This window comes from Paenibacillus anseongensis (genome assembly GCF_009757995.1).
Classification (GTDB): domain Bacteria; phylum Bacillota; class Bacilli; order Paenibacillales; family NBRC-103111; genus Paenibacillus_E; species Paenibacillus_E chondroitinus.
This window is the reverse complement of the sequence record NZ_WSEM01000016.1, coordinates 143685-161619: the sequence shown is the minus strand read 5'-3', so window position 1 is coordinate 161619 and position 17935 is coordinate 143685. Positions and strand designations below refer to the sequence as shown.

Here is a 17935-nt window from a genome sequence, read left to right as displayed (position 1 = left end):
GCAGGAGGGGAGCAGAAAAAGTAGTCAAAGGTGGAGATGGACTTGTTATTACACATCTAACCATTATTTAACTTTTGTGAAACTTAATTAATCAGGAGGGTTGAATGACTACAAATAATATCAATTTAACAACCGATCATCCCCATTTTTATCTAGTCGGTGATACTGACAGCCGGTCAGAAACGATCGGCAGCCGTCGTTTCGCTAACGGAGATTAGTTCAAACAAAAAGGGTATAGTTAGAGGGAGTTTAATAGTTATATGATAAAGAAGAAATGGAAATTCAATGATTCGGAGAACACGGCAGTATTATAAAAGAGGAGTTGTATTTAATAAAAATCCAATATTAGTTGTTGACTTGTGATTCCATATTGAAAAACGATTAAGACGGGAGCGATAGTTCCATAACAAAGCTTAAACCCATCAACAAATGGTGGATTAAGCTTTGTTAATGAAAAATCACATTGAATTTTAACAGGGTTTTAAGAAAGTTGTTCGATGGCGCTCCATGTCTTCGGCACCACGGATGCCACATAGACGTTCTCAGCCAAGGCATATTTCTGCGCCACCCGCAGTACCTCATCTGCGGTCACCGCCTCTACATTGGCTACGAAAGCATCAACATCAAACTCCAGTCCATACAGTGTGCTATAACTCAGAGAATCATTTTGAGTGAGCACATCATCCATACCGATTATCAGCTGTCCGGTTAAACAGGCAATGGCGCGGCGGAGCTCCACAGCACTGACGAGACTTGTCTCCAGATCCGATAGGTGCTTAAACAGAATCTTTCTTGCCTCGTTTACGTACGTTGCCGGTAGTCCCATATATCCCAAAAGGTATCCGTGATCATGAAAAGACTCGTAATCCACATCGACTGCATACGCGAGTCCCTTTTCTTCACGAATCTCATCATACAAACGAGAAGACGCATTTCCATGAGCTCCTAAAATCGTGGCAATAACTTCAAGCGCCGGCTCATCGCCGCTTCCGTAACCTGCTACCGGAATTGCCCATGAAATATGCGCCTGTTTGACGCTGCGTTTGACAACCGCCTCTTTTTGCTGCAGATCATATTCACGCCTCTCCTGCTCGGGACGTTCCTTCGGATGATGAACTTTTAAGCGTTCCAAATAGGAGAGCACCTCAAATTCATCAAAATTGCCCGTCGCGACAAAGATCACAGCGCCTGTGTGATAGTGCGTGTTATAAAATTGAAGGAGGTGTGAGCGCTGGATCTTCCGCACGCTTTTCTTAGTACCCAGAAGCGAGCTTCGCTTCAACAGTCCTTCGAGCACCTCGCCGGAAACCGAAGACGGTTGATCGGCATACATATGAATTTCTTCGATGATGACCTGCTTTTCTTTTTCGATTTCTTCTTCCGGGAGCGCCGGTTGCCAAAAAAAGTCCGATAAAAGGTCCAGCGCCTCCATGCCGTACTTGCTTTGCACCTGGATGTAGTACTTGGTTTCATCCTCCGAGGTATAGGCATTGGGAAGCGTGCCGAGGTCCGCGGCGTCCTGGTTAATCTTTTTTGCCGTTTTCGTGGCGCTGCCTTTAAAGAGCATATGTTCGAGAAAATGAGCAGTCCCGGCAGGGACGCCTACTTCCATGTTGCATCCTGCTTTAATCGCGTAGGCAAAAACCGCACTGCGCGAAGACGAATCTGGCTTCAGCACGACTTGTAAATGATTTTTTAGTGTCATGATCTCCATGCGCAGATCCCCCTTTACTTTTTCCATTATGAATTTTCCGGAGGGAACCTTCGTAACTGGAATCCGTGCTAATATATCTATATTACACTATTTTGGTTCATACCTGTAGGAGCGTTGGTATTTTCGAGTCGAGCATGACTGGATACATTGTAGGTTGAAAGAAGGGTACTTTGAGGGTTTTGGTGGTCCTAAAAACTTAGGAGAAATTCAAAGATTGGGTAGAATTAAACTAACACGGATAACTATAGCTTAATTACAGAAAGGGTTGCCGATTGGTGGCCCTTTGCTCAATTAACGGGCAGTTAAAAGGAGGTAGTGGTGGATGGAAGAAGCTCATAATAATTGTTATGAGGATGTCGAAGCATATTCTGTAAATGCTACTTCTGAAGATGAGATAATTAGAATTATTAAATGTGATATTGAAAAATGCATTCTTGATGATTGAACTAACGTAAGAACGATAGTTTAGGGGCTTGCTTCGTGGCTCTTTGTCTATAAATTTCTACTCCAATAATTGATGGTATAATTATTAAGGTTATTAGGATTATTTTCGATTTAGGATAACGTCTATTATGTTGATATTTTGAAGGTAAACAGGTGAAGCATATGAATCTAAAAGAGCAATTTGGCGATATTGATATTTATTTATTTGATCAGCTACTAAAAGGTCGTATTACGCCAGGAATGCGAATTCTCGATGCCGGATGTGGCTCGGGGCGCAATCTTGTCTATTTGCTGCGTAACGGTTATGAAGTGTATGCAGTGGATCGATCTGAAGAAGCGATTGATGCTGTTCAGAAGCTTGCCATGGACATAGCACCTGACTGGTCGAACGAGCGCATTCGGGTTGATGCTGTTGAGAAGATGAGCTTTGATGATCACTATTTTGATTTTATTATTAGTAGTGCTGTTTTGCATTTTGCTGAGAATGAGGCCCATTTTCAGCAAATGGTGCATGAATTATGGCGTGTACTTAAGCCTGGCGGACGGATGTTTGTACGACTTGCCTCATCAATTGGAATTGAAACGAAGGTAAAGCCGCTCGGGAATGAACGTTATAAACTTCCAGACGGGAGTATTCGTTTTCTTGTGGATGAGGAGAGATTACAGAAAACAACGGAAGAGTTAAAAGGTATACTATTTGAGCCTATCAAAACGGTCAATGTGGCCGATCAGCGCTGTATGAGTACTTGGTGCGTGAGAAAGTCAATGTAAAAAGAAAAAGTGGGGGAGCATGACAAGAGATTCGCATTTTTTTGATAATGAAGAAGAAGCAGAGATACGTAAATCTTTTCAACGGCAGCTGGCACACAAGCGGCTGCCGTTGTCCCGTTGAAGTAACGGGCAGTTAGTTAATTCAATCATTTCACGAAATAAATACAAGAATGTATCCTGGGGAATGTGTGGAGTAAGGAGATGATTTATCTGCCTAAAATGATGTGTACTTGTGGAAACGTACTCCGAATGAGTGATATTCCTTGCAAAATATAATACAATTTTATTTCTGACAATGATTAAATTACCTATACAAAAGGTTGGCGTAGATAAAGGCTATGATCGTTCTCCTGTTCATCAAACTTGAGATCGAAGGATATATTACGCCGATTGATTCTGACGAAAATCATTTACAGAAACTTGGATTTCATTATGACAAGACCATGGATGCCAGACATCAAGTTCTTGTCAACCGACAACATGTTCAGGTAATTGTCCAATGACACAAATTCCCCTACATAACTTTGAATGTACATGCCTGGGGAATCAGGCTTTATTATTTTTATGTAGGAGGATTTGTGTCATCTAAAAAAGCACAAATGTCTCAACATTGTAGTCTGGCGACATAAATTTACCTACATTATATGAGATCGATTTTTGAATAACACAAGAGATTCTTCACTTGCCAACAAAATAAACCTAACCGAGGGAAGGGCAGGTTAACTCAAAAATAGCTACAAACCAATCCATCGTCTAACCAACTATATACCTTTTATACAAAAAAAGGAATTAAGTCAATTGATGATGAATAATAGTTATAAACGATTTGTGAAAGGTTACTGATACTAATGTTAAAACAAATTTCAGATTATTTATTTATGGGTTCGTTACTTATTTTATTGATATCTATCTTTGTCGTAACTGGAAGTAGGGGTATGACCAATTCTTCTAATGCTACTGGAGCTACTACAGATTTACAAATGGATCATGATCACAAAAAAATAATGGAAAAGCAAGATACTATGTTGTCCAAACTTTTAAAATCATATTTATTTTGGATTCCTATTGTTGGAATCATAGTTTCAATTATTCTCTCTAAAATAACATTATAAAGCTATTACGCAAACGAAAGAACGTTAGTGTAACAATAATGATTGTCTTGGTAGCTTAGTCCTCTAAAGTAAAACAAGACTTGTGTAACAAACACTTTTTAAGGCTGCCGAGGGACCCTTCGGCAGCTTTTTTGAGTTGCTGGTGAAATTATACTGGAAATAGAACCGGAATCGCGGTTGACAAACCATCGGCTGCCACTTTTTATTTTTATGGGATTAAGTGAAGCATAAAAATCAACCTTTACCTAATGCTCTTTTATACTGAATATGACAAAAAACGATCAATTAGATCAAGAAGAATCTAATAGATATATGTGCGAATTATATGCAGGGCACACATGTTAACTCGAAAGATTTCAATGCTGGCTTTTGATAGAACCTATGATTTTAGAACTGCTATGAAGGAGAAAAAGGTCGAAATCAGCAGGAAAATATATCCATAAATAGGATTGACAAATATTCCCTATAGCTTTAACATTTGTATCAAAGCACTTTGTTAGTCATCTTAACTATCAAAGGGGGTGAGTAAAGTGCTTGGACGCGGTCAAACTGGAAATACCAAGTTAGTTAAACAAATGAATCGACATGTACTGATAAGTCGGCTTAGAGAAAATAAGCGAGTATCCCGGGCGGATTTGGCTAAGCTTACTGAATTAAGTCGACCATGTGTGTCCTCTTTAGTGGATGAAATGATACGAGAAGGCCTCATCAACGAGGTCGGCATTGGTGAGTCCAAGGGAGGAAGAAAGCCGATTTTACTTGAGTATAATTTTAAAGCTAAAGGTGTGATTGGCGCAGTATTTGAGGGTAGCACCCTCCATATGTCCATAGCAGATCTTAGCGGTGAATTGCTTTATAATTACGAGACCCGTTTATCCCAGCCGACCAATGGGGAGACAGCGATTCACGCGCTGGAAGTTGGTGTGAAGTCCCTTCTGAAGCAAAGTGGATTTGATAAAGAACGTCTTCTAGGAATTGGGGTCGGACTTCCGGGTATCACGCAACGTACGGATGGAACGATTAGTTATGCGCCAAGCACAGGTTGGATGGGGCTGCCTGTTCAGCAGGAAATGGAAGAAAGATTGCGTATTCCAGTATTCATTGAAAATGACGTGAATTTAATGACCATTGGTGAATTTCATCAGGGGATTGGCTTTGGTATTCGTAACCAAGTTCATATGTATGTAGGTACAGGAATCGGTGCAGGAATTATTATTGACGGTCAATTTTATCGAGGCTTTCGTGAAGCTGCTGGTGAGATTGGCTATATGATGATTGGACCTGTAGGACGGACCCGACGCGGTGAATATGGCATTTTCGAAAGAAATTATTCGGTTTCTGGCATCCTCGAAAAAGCAAGGCTGATTCTTACAGGCTGGAATGAAGATACGAGTGTGATCATCGAACTCATGAGGCAATCGGAATGCGGGAATCGGGAAGCGGAGCAGCTTTTGGAAGACATTTACGTTCACTGGGCTCATGGGATGGTTAATATGATTAGTGTGTTGGATCCAGAGTTGTTAATCATTAACGGAGAAATGGTCAACATCGGCGAACAGGGGATAAAAAAGTTAAACAGGCTTCTTGCTGAATGGGTTCCCTTTGTACCACCTGTCAAAGTTGCAGCATTAGGTATAAAAGCAGGAATTATTGGAGCGATTCAAATTGTTTTGGAAGCCCTTACATAAACCTACATAACGAATCATCAAAAATAATTTACTGGAGGAATTTAAACGATGAGAATGACAAAGGGGAACGTATCGAAATGGGTTACCAGCATACTTCTTTGCACTGTTATGACAGCAGTTACAGCGTGTGGGAGCGCGGTTCCTAGCGGTGGGCAAGCAACCAAGCAGCCGGATAAACCGGCGGAATCTGCTAAATCTGCCGAAACTCCAAAGGCCTCAGAGAAGCAAAAACTCGTCATTTACACAGCTAGAGATAAAAACGTTGTGGATGAGATTGTTCCAAAGTTTAAAGAGAAGAATCCAAATGTTGATGTTGAAGTGCTTACGATGGGCGCTCAGCAAATTATGGAACGTGTCCGTGGAGAGAAAGCTAATCCGCAAGCGGATTTCTGGTGGGGTGGAACCCAATCCTCGCTCATGACAGCGGCAGATGAAGGACTCCTGGAAAGCTTCAAACCTAGCTTCGGCGACAGCATACCGGCGCTCTATAAGGATGCGAAGGACCGTTGGTACGGCGAAATGCTGCTGCCTGAGGTTATTATGTATAACTCTAAAGCGCTGAAAAAGGAAGATGCTCCTCAGGATTGGGATGATTTGCTTGATGCTAAATACAAGGGAAAAATTATCATTCGAGGTGTTCTTGCATCCGGTACGATGAGAACAATCTACTCAGCAATGGTTTTTAAAGAAGGTGGAGCTACAGATCCGAAAAAAGGCTACGACTGGCTGAAAAAGTTGGATGCAAACACGAAAGAATATGCGCAGGATCCTACAAACTTATATTTGAAGCTAGCGCGTGAAGAAGGAACTCTGTCTCTGTGGAATATGCAGGATATTATGATTCAGAAGGAATTGCAGAAGCAGCCATTTGACTTTATTTATCCGAAAAGCGGTGCGCCGATTCTGGTAGATGGTGTAGGGATTGTTAAAGGTGCAAAAAACATGGACGCAGCTAAAAAGTTTTATGAATTCCTATTTGACTCCAAGTTGCGAGTGGAATTAGCCGAGAAGCTATTCCAAATTCCTACCAGAACGGATATTAGCAAAGATACGCTTCCTGCTTGGTTGAAGGGCGTTGAATTAAAGCCTATGCAACTGGATTGGACAGTTATGGCGAATAAGGAAAAAGACTGGATGCAGTACTGGGATGAAAACATCAGAGGTAAAGGCGGTAAATAAGTCAGATTGGATGGCGGAGGATCCCCTCCGCCACGATTACAACAAGGGAGGTAGCCTGCTTGATTGATGTGGCTTTGGAACAGGTAAGTAAAGAATTCGGCAAAGTAAAAGGTGTTCAAAATGTAGATATCAGAATTAAACCAGGAGAATTTTTCACTTTTCTTGGTCCAAGCGGATGCGGGAAAACAACGACGCTTCGGATGATCGCCGGATTCTATTATCCGAGCGCAGGACGCATTGTTTTCGGGCATGAAGATGTTACGGTCCTGCCCCCGAATAAACGTAATACGGGGATGGTATTTCAAAACTATGCACTTTTCCCGCATTTGACTGTATTTGAAAACGTAGCGTTCGGCCTGGAGGTTAGAAAAAAGCCGAAACTGGAAATCGCCGAGAAGGTAGAGCGAGCCTTAAGACAGGTACATCTGGGTGATTTCTCACATAGAAGAATTGACCAATTGTCAGGCGGTCAGCAGCAGCGTGTTGCTCTAGCGAGAGCCCTTGTGATTGAACCCAAAATATTACTTTTGGATGAACCCCTATCTAATCTAGACGCTAAGCTCAGAGAAGAAACACGTTTAGAAATTAAGCGTCTACAGATTGAGCTTGGAATAACTACGATCTACGTTACTCATGATCAAGCGGAAGCGATGTCGATGTCAGACCGCATTATGGTCATGCACGGCGGTGTCGTACAGCAAATTGGGACACCCGAGGAAGTATATCACCGTCCTGTTAATCGGTTCGTAGCTTCGTTCATAGGTGAGTCGAATTTGTGGGAAGGCGTAATTGAAGAGATCCATGGTGAGGAAATCAAAATTCGGGTTGCCCCTGGCCTCGTGCTAACGGCTTTAGCCCGCAATTGTTCACCGAACACAACATTGACAGTTGGCACAATAATGACGGTATCCATACGTCCTGAATCAGTTCGTGAAGCACTACCGGAGGAGCAGCTTCAAGCGAATGCGGTGGTCGGTAAGGTGTTGATTTCAGAATTTACGGGCATTAGCGTCAATTATTTGCTTCAGGTACAGGCGCTCTCACTAAAAGCCATGTTTGTAAATCACAAAACACATGTCCTGCAGCGTGGGGGCGAATTGTCTATCTATATTCCCAAAGAAAGCGTATACCTACTGGGGTAGTCGAGGGATCCGATGATGAAATCTGAGATGCAATCCTATACGCAGCCTGTCACTCGTAGACGTTCGATCGTACATTCACCTAATTTCGTTTATGTACTAGTAGCACCGCTATTTCTTGTATTACTGGCATACGTGCTATTTCCCTTATGTCAGACCTTTCTACAAAGTGCCGTAGTGAATGGGCAGTTTTCGATGAAAAGCTACGCCAAGTTCTTTAGCTTGGAGCATACTGCAAACCTGGAAGCCCTATGGACCAGCATTTATTTATCGGTCCTTAGTGTGATAACGTGCGCACTCGTTGGCATCTCCATGGCTTTTTTGCTTGAGCGTTATGAATTCCCAGGGCGGAAAATATTAACCGTACTCGTTATGGTTCCAATGGCTTTACCACCGTTAATCGGTGTGCTGTCCTTTACGTTTTTATATAGTGAGAGCGGGATCATTCCCCGAGCCCTGAAACTTCTGCTTCACATGGATCATGTCCCTTTTTCGCTTAAAGGGGTGTGGGGAGTGCTCGTTGTCCATACGTTTACCATGTATACGTATTTCTACATGACTGCTTCGTCTGCTATCAGAGGTTTGGATCCGTCCTTGGAGGAAGCGGCATCCAGTCTTGGAGCCGGAAGATTATATATTTGGCGGCGAGTTATTATTCCGATGCTGACACCAGCTATTATTGCTTCATCTCTATTGGTTTTTATGGTTTCTATGGCCTCTTATACAGCACCTCTCATCTTTGGAATAGAACGGACTATGACGATGCAAATTTACTTGTCGCGTACAAATGGCAATCTGGATATGGCTGCGACGCAATCGACGATTTTATCGTTCGTCTCTATTTTGTTTTTGATTTTAATGCGATGGTACCAGAGTCTCCGTAATTATCAAAATTTGAGTAAAGGCGTCTCTGTGCACAGGACTGAGGTGAAAACGGTATGGGGTCGATATCTGGCGATGCTGCTTTCCTTCCTGGGTGTCATTGTCCTGCTTCTGCCGATTTTCGTCATTATTCTTATTTCTTTCTCCGCAGATGGCAAATGGACGACGCAAATTTTACCGCCAGAGTACACCTTTAAGCACTATGTGGAGCTTTTTACGGATAGCAAAACGTGGCGCCCGGTCGTTAACAGTTTCAAAATGAGCTCCATTGCCACATTAGGCAATCTCATATTTGGCGTGGCGGCTGCTTACGCGATGGTTCGTTTGAAATTTAGAGGAAAATCGGTCATGGACATTTTTATTATGCTTCCATGGGCGCTGCCGGGTACAGTTGTAGGTATTAATCTGATAGCTGCATTCAGTACACCGTCAGTATTCAGCTTTAACCAAGTACTGGTAGGAACCTTCTGGATTTTGCCTATCGCCTATTTTGTTCGCCATTTACCTCTGGTTTTCCGCTCGACATCCGCTACTTTGATCCAAATGGACCCTTCTACGGAAGAGGCGGCACGTAATTTGGGGGCTACCTGGTGGTACAGCTTCCGGCGCGTGGTTTTCCCAATGGCGCTTAGCGGCATACTGGCCGGGACACTGCTTGCGTTCGTGGATGGCATTGGCGAATTTGTGGCTTCCATTTTGCTTTTTAAAACAAGTACAGTTCCCATCTCGGTAGAAATATTTCAGAGAATGTACTCTTTCGAATTCGGCACAGCTTGTGCATATGGCGTTTTACAGATCGTTCTGATTATCATTGTTCTCTTTATTTCGCGTAAAATTACAGGGGATAAAGCAGGTAGCGTATTCTGACCATCACTGATGATCTTCAAGCAGGCTCGGTCATATCGTGGGAACACCTAGGAGTTCAAAACCACGTCATGATATACAGCGGGAAATTGGCCATTTCTTGCCGTGTGAGATAGGAATGATCAAAGGAGGAGTTCAATTGAGTGGTAAGTCGAAATCAAGCCCCAAATTCGTATCTATGATGACGAGCGTTGCGATCGCAGGAAGTATGCTCTTACCTGCAATAGCAAGTCCTGCTTATGCAGAACGAGGCGTAGTAGATCTATGGAAATCGATCAAGCCGTTAGCGACCATTGCAAGTGCCATGAATACCGGTGCCCATCCAGATGACGAGCACAGTGCTGTTCTCGCTTATCTTTCTCTTGGCAAAGGCGTCAATACTTTCAGCGTTATTGCAAACCGTGGCGAGGGTGGACAAAATGAAATCGGCAGCGAACTGGGGAATCCCCTGGGAATCATCAGGACTCGCGAACTGCAGGAAGCCTCTAAAATCACTAACGTAACACTAGGTATGCTTAGTGAACAAATTAATGATCCGATTTTTGATTTTGGATTTTCTAAAAGTGTAGAAGAAACGCTCCAACATTGGGGAGAGTCCTTTGCGTACGAACGTTTGATACGTAAGATCCGTGAGGATCGTCCGGATGTCATCATTCCATCTTTCCTTAATGAAGATTCGACGCATGGCCATCATAGAACGATTAACGTTCTTACTGTTCGGGCTTACAAAGATGCCGCTGACCCGAATGTATTCCCTGAGCAGCTAAAGAATGGTCTACAGCCTTGGCAGGTTAAGAAGTTATATTTGCCAGCAGACGCCAAGAAATATAACGTCATGGTTCCAGTAGGCGATTATGATAACATCTACGGCGCTTCATATGTGCAGTTGGGTGAGGAATCGCGCTTTATGCATAAGAGTCAAGGTATGGGCAGAGTCGTAGATGAAGGTCCCTCCGGTAATTACTATACGCTAGAATCAAGTACGGTAAAATCGAATGATAAGGAAGCAAGTTTCTTCGATGGAATTGCCTTCACTTTTGCCGACCTGGCTAAAGAGGTTGAAACCAAAGGCAAAGATAATAAAATAACGAAGGACTTACAGCTGCTGCAAAAAGATAGTGAAGAGGTTATTAAGGCGTATCCAAACTTCACAGAAGTGGCTAGAGAAGTTCACGAAATGAAAAAGGATGTCCAAAACGCCTTGGCAGATGTGAAGTCTTCCAGTCTTGATCAAGCCGTGAAGGATGATTTGCTCTATCGTTTGAATGTGAAAGACGCGCAATTGAACAAAGCTAGCATGGAAGCCACTTCGCTGGTTGTTAAAGTAAAACCAGATACGGGTGAGCTAGTAGCCGGGCAAACGGCCAAGGTCGTGGTTTCTGCCTTCAACGGCGGCGATGTAGACCTGAGAAGCATTCAACTAAACTTGAATGTTCCGCAAGGATGGGAAGCGAAGGCTGCAGGGCCGGTTAGCTTCGATTCGATTGGTAAGAACCAAACAGTTTCCGTTACGTACAATGTGACCGTACCTAAGGATGCTGCTGAGTTCAAGCCTTATGCCGCACCGAATCTAACGGCTGATGTTACATACAAGGCGTTTGATACATCAAGTACGGTTAGAGCAGTTCCGCAAAATGCGGTTGCCGTTCTTCCAGCGTATGCGATGTCTCTTAGCCCTAGTGCAACTGTATTTAATACATTGAAATCGGATGAGGCGATTCCGGTTAAAGTTACAGTACGTAACTACACGCCAGGAGCTTCCAAGGCATCTATTTCTTTGAACTTGCCGGAGGGTTGGACGGCTGAACCATCTGTAGAAGAGGTAAGTTTTGCTTCTAAAGGCGAAACCAAATCCGTATCCTTCACGGTCAAAGGCTCTTCCAATGTGGCCACAGGTAAATACTCGATTACGGCGGTAGCTAAGAATGAAAATGTTCAAAGCAATGAAGGAGTTCAAGTGATTTCATATCCGCATATCGGTACAACGTATTTGATTCAGCCTGCCGAACTGAAAATTCAAGCGTTTGATTTGGCCGTTCCGCAAAACTTAAAAGTTGGATACGTGTCAAGCGGTTTTGATAACATTGATGAATATTTGCGTCAAGTAGGCGTTAATGTTGTGAAGCTGGATGACAAGGCAATTCAATTCGGCGATCTCTCTCAATATGACACGATTGTTCTTGGCATTCGTGCATATGCTTTCCGTCCGGAGCTGATTCCGAGCAATCAACGTCTTTTGGATTATGTGAAGAATGGTGGGAACCTCGTCGTTCAATATCATAAGCCTGAAGATAAATGGAAGCCTGAGCTTGCGCCTTATCCGATTAAGATTGGAGAGCCACTAATTAAATGGCGTGTAACCGATGAAAACTCCAAGGTTACGATGCTGGCTCCGGATCATCCGATTTTCAATTACCCTAATAAAATTACAAATGCGGATTGGGATTCATGGATTCAGGACCGTTCCGCTTATAATCCTGCACAATGGGGCGAAGAGTACACGAAGATGATTTCTAACGGCGATCCGGGCGAACAAGAATTCACAGGTACTTTCTTGTCGGCTCCTTACGGAAAAGGTGTTTACACATACAGCTCGATTGTTTGGTATCGTGAAATTCCAAATCTAGTTCCTGGATCCATTCGTATGTTCGTTAATATGATTAGCCAAAAACAGTCAGAGAGCAATTAGTTAACCCATTACATCTGGAGGTCACGTTCAGTGCCCTCCAGATGTATCATGAATTTGGAGGTTGTTCAGGGGATATGAATGTAATGAATGTTCATGGGCGAGAGGTAGATGAAGTTAAGCATACAGCGCAATTTGCTGTGGTTCCACTGGGTTCTTTAGAATATCATGGACCACATTCACCGTTGGGTACGGATATTATTTTGGCTGAGGGTTTTGCACAAAGGGTAGATCTTGCTCTTAAGCCCTTAATCTATCCTGTAATATCCTATACGCCTTGTCCAGGCAAAACCAAAGATTATCCTGGTACGGTTTCGGTCCGCCCCTCAGTTTTTATTGATTACTTATCAGATATCGTAGACGGAATTTGTCAGTTGGGCATTCGAAATATCGTCTTGCTCAATGCTCACGATGGCAATATGGGTCCTTCCAGGACCGTAGCCGAATCCATCACCGGTATCTATCAAGACGCGAGCTTTTTGTTAATCAACTGGTGGCAAATGGTTGCGATAGATTTTTCTGAGCAAAAGGGACTGTTTCACGGGACGGCGGGCAGAGGCCATGGGGGTCCATACGAAATGTCTGCCGTTAAGGCTTTTCGACCGGACTTGGTTTCCGTACAGGATTCAGACTTGGAATTAGATTCATGTCCGCCTTTAACTTCTATGCCTTATGTTTTAGTGGAAGGTACGCCACGAGGATGGGATGGATACACAGGTAAAATTAAGCAAACTTCGCAGGAAGCCGGGGAGTCGATTGTGGAAGAGGCTATCCGGAATATGAATCAATTAATTGCGAATTGGCTTGAGATGAGAGCAAAAAGGGATAGGAAAGGATGAACCGCAAAATGGGATATCGCGAAGAACTGCTGCAATCAGAAGGATCTTCTTTTCCGGGAAAAACGTATACAGAGGTTGTTTTGGAGCCAGCTTTTAATGAAGCAAAAGAAAATCTATTAGAACCAATGATGGCAATTAACAAAGCACATTTGATCATGCTGCGTGAGCAAAAACTAATCACAAAAGAAGAATCCAAACAAATAGCTAAAGCTATTCAGAGTCTTGATTTGGAGGCCCTTCGTTATAGCACATATACCGGAGAGTTTGAAGATTTATTCTTTCAGGTCGAGAATCAGTTACTGGAACATGCCGGAGATATCGCAGGTAATTTACATATTGCGAGAAGCCGTAATGATATGGGTATTGCGATTTATCGAATGGTGCTCAGAGAGAAATTAGCGGTGACACTGTCTTCTGCACTTCTCTTAAAGGACCATTTACTGGATTTTGCAGAAGAACATTTGGGTACGGTGATGATTGGCTATACACATACGCAGCAGGCGCAGCCAACGACTCTCGCTCACTACATGACGGCTGTCATCGATTCCTTGAATCGTGATATTCGACGTATGAAGGCGGCTTATGCCAACTGTAATCGAAGCAGTATGGGGGCAGCGGCATTGACGACCTCAGGATTTGCTATCAGTCGGGAACGTATGATGAACCTACTTGCTTTTGATGAAATTATTGAAAATTCATATGATGCGATAAGCGGTGCTGATTACATAGGAGAAATTGCAACAGCGATTCAGCTGGCAGCAATTAATTTAGGGCGGGTTGTGCAAGATCTTCTCTTGTGGTGTACGCAAGAGTTTGCGGTGCTTAAGGTAGGAGCTCCTTACGTACAGATCAGTTCCATCATGCCACAGAAACGCAACCCCGTCTCACTGGAACATATGCGAGCGTTATTGTCGAGCTGTGTCGGTAATACCAATACGATTCTTTCCATGATTCATAACACTCCTTTCGGAGATATTGTAGATACTGAGGATGATATGCAGCCGTACGCATGGAAAAGTTTGGATATGATGGATAAGTTATATAGGTTGTTAGCTGCTGTCATGGGTACGATGGAGGTCAACAAGGAAGTACTTCGCCAGAGGTCGGAAAGAAGCTTCGCAACAGTCACCGAGCTGGCGGATATGTTAGTAAGATCGGATGCGCTGTCATTCAGAAAAGCCCATCATATTGTCAGCGAAGTGGTAAAAAATGCGCTTGCTAATGGTTTATACGCGAATCAAATCACACTTCAATCGGTGAATGACGCTGCAAGACAAGTCATTGGCCGGGATGTGTCCTTGGATGAGGAAGCCTTGCGCAGAGCGATGGATCCCGTTCATTTTGTGGACATCCGTACGTTACCAGGAGGGCCGAATCCTAAAGAAATAAAAAGAATCATCGATGACCGCAGGCTCCAGTACTCGTCACATTTTGAATGGCTGCAAGAGGCTCAGGAGAAGAGCCGGAGTGCCGTTCAGCATCTGGATGAAATCATTCTTCTATGGAGTGAAGCCTTATGAAGAAATTAAGAATTCCACTACTTGCTTTTGATGGAGGAGGTACCAAAAGCATTGTCGTTCTCACGGATAGGGAAGGAAACGTACTAGGACAAGGAAAAGCAGGTCCATGTAATTATCAGGGGGTTGGCAAGAAAAAGGCGGTGCGGGAAATCGCTCATGGTATTCGCGAGGCGATACTGGATCTTGGTATTACCGAGGATCTCGCATTGCTCCCTTCAATTGAGATCGACTGCGCTGTTTTTGGAATCGCAGGCTTGGATACAGAATATGACAGGGAAATAATAATGGAAATGGTAAAGGATTCTCTCTGCCTTCTCACTATCCAAGTAGGGCACTTAGTGGTTCATAATGACGGATTAGCCGCATTATTAGGTGAAACCGAAGGCCAGCCCGGAGTACTTGTCATTGCAGGTACAGGCTCGATCGTATTTGGTATCAATGAGTTCGGTCAAACGGGTAGGACTGGCGGGTGGGGGCATCGGGTAGGAGACGAAGGCAGTGGCTATTGGATCGGTAAACAGGCCGTGACAGCCATTCTTCGGACGAATGATGGTCGGGGCGAAGCAACTAAACTACACGAATGGGTACTGCCGCATATGGGCTTTAACCATGTGGAAGAACTGTTCAATTGGGTCTATAGTACGGACTACTCGGTGGATAAATTAGGGGAATTATCTCAGGTGGTTAGTTTAGCAGCGACAGCCGGAGATCATGAGGCTAAACGCATTTTATCCGCAGCCAGCGGGGAATTGTTTGTGAGTGTGAGGGCTATTATTCAGCAATTAATGCTAACGGATAAACCGTTTAAGCTAATCCTGCAGGGCGGCGTGCTGCGTAATATTAGCCTCGTTCGGAAACAGTTGATTTCGCAAATCGAGGAATATGCACCCCAAGCCCAAATCATTGAAAAGCAGGGGGAACCGATAAACAGCGTTACATCGATAGGACTGGTATATCTAAATTCTTCTATCAGCGAATTGAATTGAAGGAAGGAGTTGAATCATATGAGTAAGAAATTATTATTCGTGTTTGCTCATCCTGATGACGAATCCTTTGCAGCCGGAGGGACCATAGCTAAAGCCCATAACCAGGGGCACGAGGTGTTTTTAATATGCGTCACTTCAGGCTGTAAAGGCAAGTCCGGTGAATTTCAATTTAGCTCGCGAGAACAGTTAGCCTTGCACCGCGAGGAAGAATTACGGAAGGCATGCTCCATACTTGGCGTTACCGATTTAATTTTATATCGATATCCAGACGGGACTCTCAAGGATCAAGATCCGGATATACTGGCCGAGCGAATTAGTCAAACGATTATCGCTTTAAAGCCAGATGTAATTTTATCGTTTCCGCTCGACGGGGTCACCGGACATCCGGATCATATTGCCGTTTCACACGCATCAGAAAAGGCCGTAATCTTATCGGAGGCCTATTATCCCCCAGATCAGCTGCCTAAATTTTATTATATATCCGTTCCTCACTATTATGATCATTGTAAGGACGTTGGCCCCTTGAGTACATGCATCATTACAGGAAAAGTGGATATCAGTGATTATAGAATATTGAAGGGACAGGCACTGCAATCTTATAAGAGCCAAGTCTACTCGGTGAACCGGGCTTACCCGGGCGTGATGCAGAACGATTTTTCGGTTATTGGGCCTTATGAATACTACACCTTAATACGTGCCAACGGTAATCAGGTCGACCTGACGGCAGAGAAGTTCTCAAACAAATTAATAATTATCGATTTAGTTGATAAATCTAGCATTTAAAAGGATTAATGGATGCATAGAAACGCAAATTATCCCGAATGGTTAGAAAGTTACATCGGGATACGATCGCTGAAGTTTAGGGAGCAGCGCCGCGACCGTTTGCTACTCCTATTTTGTTGAATTACCGTCAGGTTAACTTAACGATAAATGTCCATAGGGTTAAATTCAATTAAATAATCGAATTATTGGTCAGGTAAAGAATGTGCAGAGGTATCCTTTTTATTAAATAATGAACGAAATAGATCAACCATCAAATAGAGAGTAGGAGTAACATCCAAGAACAAGAGTAGAGCGGCCGCACCATAATTCATTATATCCACAATATCGGTTGTAGATTGGAAACCAAATAAAGCAATACCAACCATGAAAGTGGCGGTGGCATAAGTAAACGGTTTGTGATCTTTTAGACCGAATGTATGTGTTACACTGCTAACTGCTACGTACAAAAAGAGACTCACTTTTAGAAACATACTATAAATCCAAAATACGAGTAACAAAGGATCTAGATTCTCTAAAAAAGAGCCTAATCGTGTATAACGAATCACTTCGAGGGTAGGTGAACTCAGGTTTTCTGTTAACTCTGGACCGAAAAGTAAAATGGTCGAAATCACGTCAGTGAGTGTAATGAAAACTACTGTAATGGTCGCCCAACTAAACGATTTCATTAAATTACTTGGTTGTACCAAATATGGATAGAAATAAACAATGTAACCCATCTCTCCGATTAATGATCCCATGATCATAGCTCCATTCCATGAACCTGGCATATTGAAAGTGTGTATAAATGCAACAGCCATATCAAAATTTAGATCCTTTATTGGGATAATTGGTAATATGAATATGGCAGTTATACTGAAGAAAAATAATCCCTGTGCACTTCGGAATAAAGTGATGGCTCCAGAGCGTACGGCTCGAACTGAACAGAAAGTGAATAAAATGCTAATGATCCAATTTGGTGTACCTGGCAAATAAATTTCACCAATAAAATCCGATAAATATCTTAAGACCAGAGCTCCACAAATTAAATTTGCGAGGATGACGGTCGTAAATAATGGATAATGAATCCACTTACCCATGATATCTTTACCATACTGACCGAAAAAGAGTGTAGGCCTTCTTATGCAGAGTAAGTAAGAGCAATAAGAAATAACTAGACCGACAAATCCTCCTAAAATGATTGCAATCCAAGCTGAGAATTGGGCCTGCTTAATGATCTGTCTTACAAAGATGCCAATCGTTGTCGAATAAGAAACTTGCGAAAAGAACATAAATACTTGCACGGGTGTAATTTTATTATTCAAATGCTTTTCTCCTTTATACTTCTAAGA

The 17935-nt window shown here is 43.0% G+C and carries 14 protein-coding genes; 12 read left to right on the top strand and 2 right to left on the bottom strand.

The genetic code is table 11. The features are described 5' to 3' along the window. Positions 1 to 481 precede the first annotated feature (481 nt). Complete coding sequence (locus tag GON05_RS16980) at positions 482 to 1714, bottom strand: M16 family metallopeptidase (protein WP_181646113.1); 1233 nt, start codon at positions 1712 to 1714, stop codon at positions 482 to 484. A gap of 322 nt (positions 1715 to 2036) precedes the next feature. Here GON05_RS16980 and GON05_RS39760 point away from each other — a divergent pair, with 322 nt between their 5' ends. The 12 genes from GON05_RS39760 (at position 2037) to GON05_RS16920 (ending at position 16607) form a co-directional block, all read left to right on the top strand. Next, complete coding sequence (locus tag GON05_RS39760) at positions 2037 to 2159, top strand: hypothetical protein (protein ID WP_258567501.1); 123 nt, start codon at positions 2037 to 2039, stop codon at positions 2157 to 2159. Between the two features lie 161 nt (positions 2160 to 2320). Further along, complete coding sequence (locus tag GON05_RS16970; protein WP_157320186.1) at positions 2321 to 2929, top strand: class I SAM-dependent methyltransferase; 609 nt, start codon at positions 2321 to 2323, stop codon at positions 2927 to 2929. An 848-nt stretch (positions 2930 to 3777) separates the two neighbouring features. After that, entirely contained in the window at positions 3778 to 4041 is a 264-nt protein-coding gene (locus GON05_RS16965; protein WP_157320184.1) for a hypothetical protein, read from the top strand. Positions 4042 to 4571: 530 nt separating this feature from the next. After that, positions 4572 to 5729: an ROK family protein gene (locus GON05_RS16960; RefSeq protein WP_181646112.1), complete on the top strand. Its 1158-nt coding sequence runs from the start codon at positions 4572 to 4574 to the stop codon at positions 5727 to 5729. A 48-nt stretch (positions 5730 to 5777) separates the two neighbouring features. Next, positions 5778 to 6908 (top strand): extracellular solute-binding protein, encoded by a 1131-nt coding sequence (locus GON05_RS16955; RefSeq protein ID WP_379174926.1) that lies wholly within the window; start codon positions 5778 to 5780, stop codon positions 6906 to 6908. 59 nt (positions 6909 to 6967) lie between these two features. Further along, entirely contained in the window at positions 6968 to 8050 is a 1083-nt protein-coding gene (locus GON05_RS16950; RefSeq protein WP_157320182.1) for an ABC transporter ATP-binding protein, read from the top strand. A 12-nt stretch (positions 8051 to 8062) separates the two neighbouring features. Further along, positions 8063 to 9796 (top strand): ABC transporter permease, encoded by a 1734-nt coding sequence (locus GON05_RS16945; RefSeq protein ID WP_397368878.1) that lies wholly within the window; start codon positions 8063 to 8065, stop codon positions 9794 to 9796. A gap of 175 nt (positions 9797 to 9971) precedes the next feature. Further along, positions 9972 to 12482: an NEW3 domain-containing protein gene (locus GON05_RS16940; protein WP_246239293.1), complete on the top strand. Its 2511-nt coding sequence runs from the start codon at positions 9972 to 9974 to the stop codon at positions 12480 to 12482. 74 nt (positions 12483 to 12556) lie between these two features. Further along, on the top strand, positions 12557 to 13318 hold the full coding sequence (locus tag GON05_RS16935; protein ID WP_157320178.1) for a creatininase family protein: 762 nt from the start codon (positions 12557 to 12559) through the stop codon (positions 13316 to 13318). An 8-nt stretch (positions 13319 to 13326) separates the two neighbouring features. Further along, positions 13327 to 14838, top strand: coding sequence for an argininosuccinate lyase (gene argH / locus GON05_RS16930; RefSeq protein ID WP_157322148.1), 1512 nt, complete (start codon positions 13327 to 13329; stop codon positions 14836 to 14838). After that, a complete protein-coding gene (locus GON05_RS16925; protein WP_157320176.1) occupies positions 14835 to 15824 on the top strand; it encodes an N-acetylglucosamine kinase in 990 nt (329 codons plus the stop codon). The genes argH and GON05_RS16925 overlap by 4 nt, the downstream gene beginning before the upstream one ends. An 18-nt stretch (positions 15825 to 15842) precedes the next feature. Further along, positions 15843 to 16607, top strand: coding sequence for a PIG-L deacetylase family protein (locus tag GON05_RS16920; RefSeq protein ID WP_157320174.1), 765 nt, complete (start codon positions 15843 to 15845; stop codon positions 16605 to 16607). Positions 16608 to 16789: 182 nt separating this feature from the next. Here the strand turns inward: GON05_RS16920 and GON05_RS16915 are convergent, their stop codons facing one another. Beyond that, the gene (locus GON05_RS16915; RefSeq protein ID WP_157320173.1) at positions 16790 to 17908 is read right to left on the bottom strand and encodes a GerAB/ArcD/ProY family transporter; all 1119 of its coding nucleotides are present in this window, start codon (positions 17906 to 17908) and stop codon (positions 16790 to 16792) included. Positions 17909 to 17935 lie beyond the last annotated feature (27 nt).

Coding starts and splice junctions, on each gene's coding strand:
- GON05_RS16980 (WP_181646113.1), bottom strand. CDS start 1,714: ATGGAGATCATGACACTAAAAAATCATTTACAAGTCGTGCTGAAGCCA.
- GON05_RS39760 (WP_258567501.1), top strand. CDS start 2,037: ATGGAAGAAGCTCATAATAATTGTTATGAGGATGTCGAAGCATATTCT.
- GON05_RS16970 (WP_157320186.1), top strand. CDS start 2,321: ATGAATCTAAAAGAGCAATTTGGCGATATTGATATTTATTTATTTGAT.
- GON05_RS16965 (WP_157320184.1), top strand. CDS start 3,778: ATGTTAAAACAAATTTCAGATTATTTATTTATGGGTTCGTTACTTATT.
- GON05_RS16955 (WP_379174926.1), top strand. CDS start 5,778: ATGAGAATGACAAAGGGGAACGTATCGAAATGGGTTACCAGCATACTT.
- GON05_RS16945 (WP_397368878.1), top strand. CDS start 8,063: ATGATGAAATCTGAGATGCAATCCTATACGCAGCCTGTCACTCGTAGA.
- GON05_RS16940 (WP_246239293.1), top strand. CDS start 9,972: ATGATGACGAGCGTTGCGATCGCAGGAAGTATGCTCTTACCTGCAATA.
- GON05_RS16935 (WP_157320178.1), top strand. CDS start 12,557: ATGAATGTAATGAATGTTCATGGGCGAGAGGTAGATGAAGTTAAGCAT.
- argH (WP_157322148.1), top strand. CDS start 13,327: ATGGGATATCGCGAAGAACTGCTGCAATCAGAAGGATCTTCTTTTCCG.
- GON05_RS16925 (WP_157320176.1), top strand. CDS start 14,835: ATGAAGAAATTAAGAATTCCACTACTTGCTTTTGATGGAGGAGGTACC.
- GON05_RS16920 (WP_157320174.1), top strand. CDS start 15,843: ATGAGTAAGAAATTATTATTCGTGTTTGCTCATCCTGATGACGAATCC.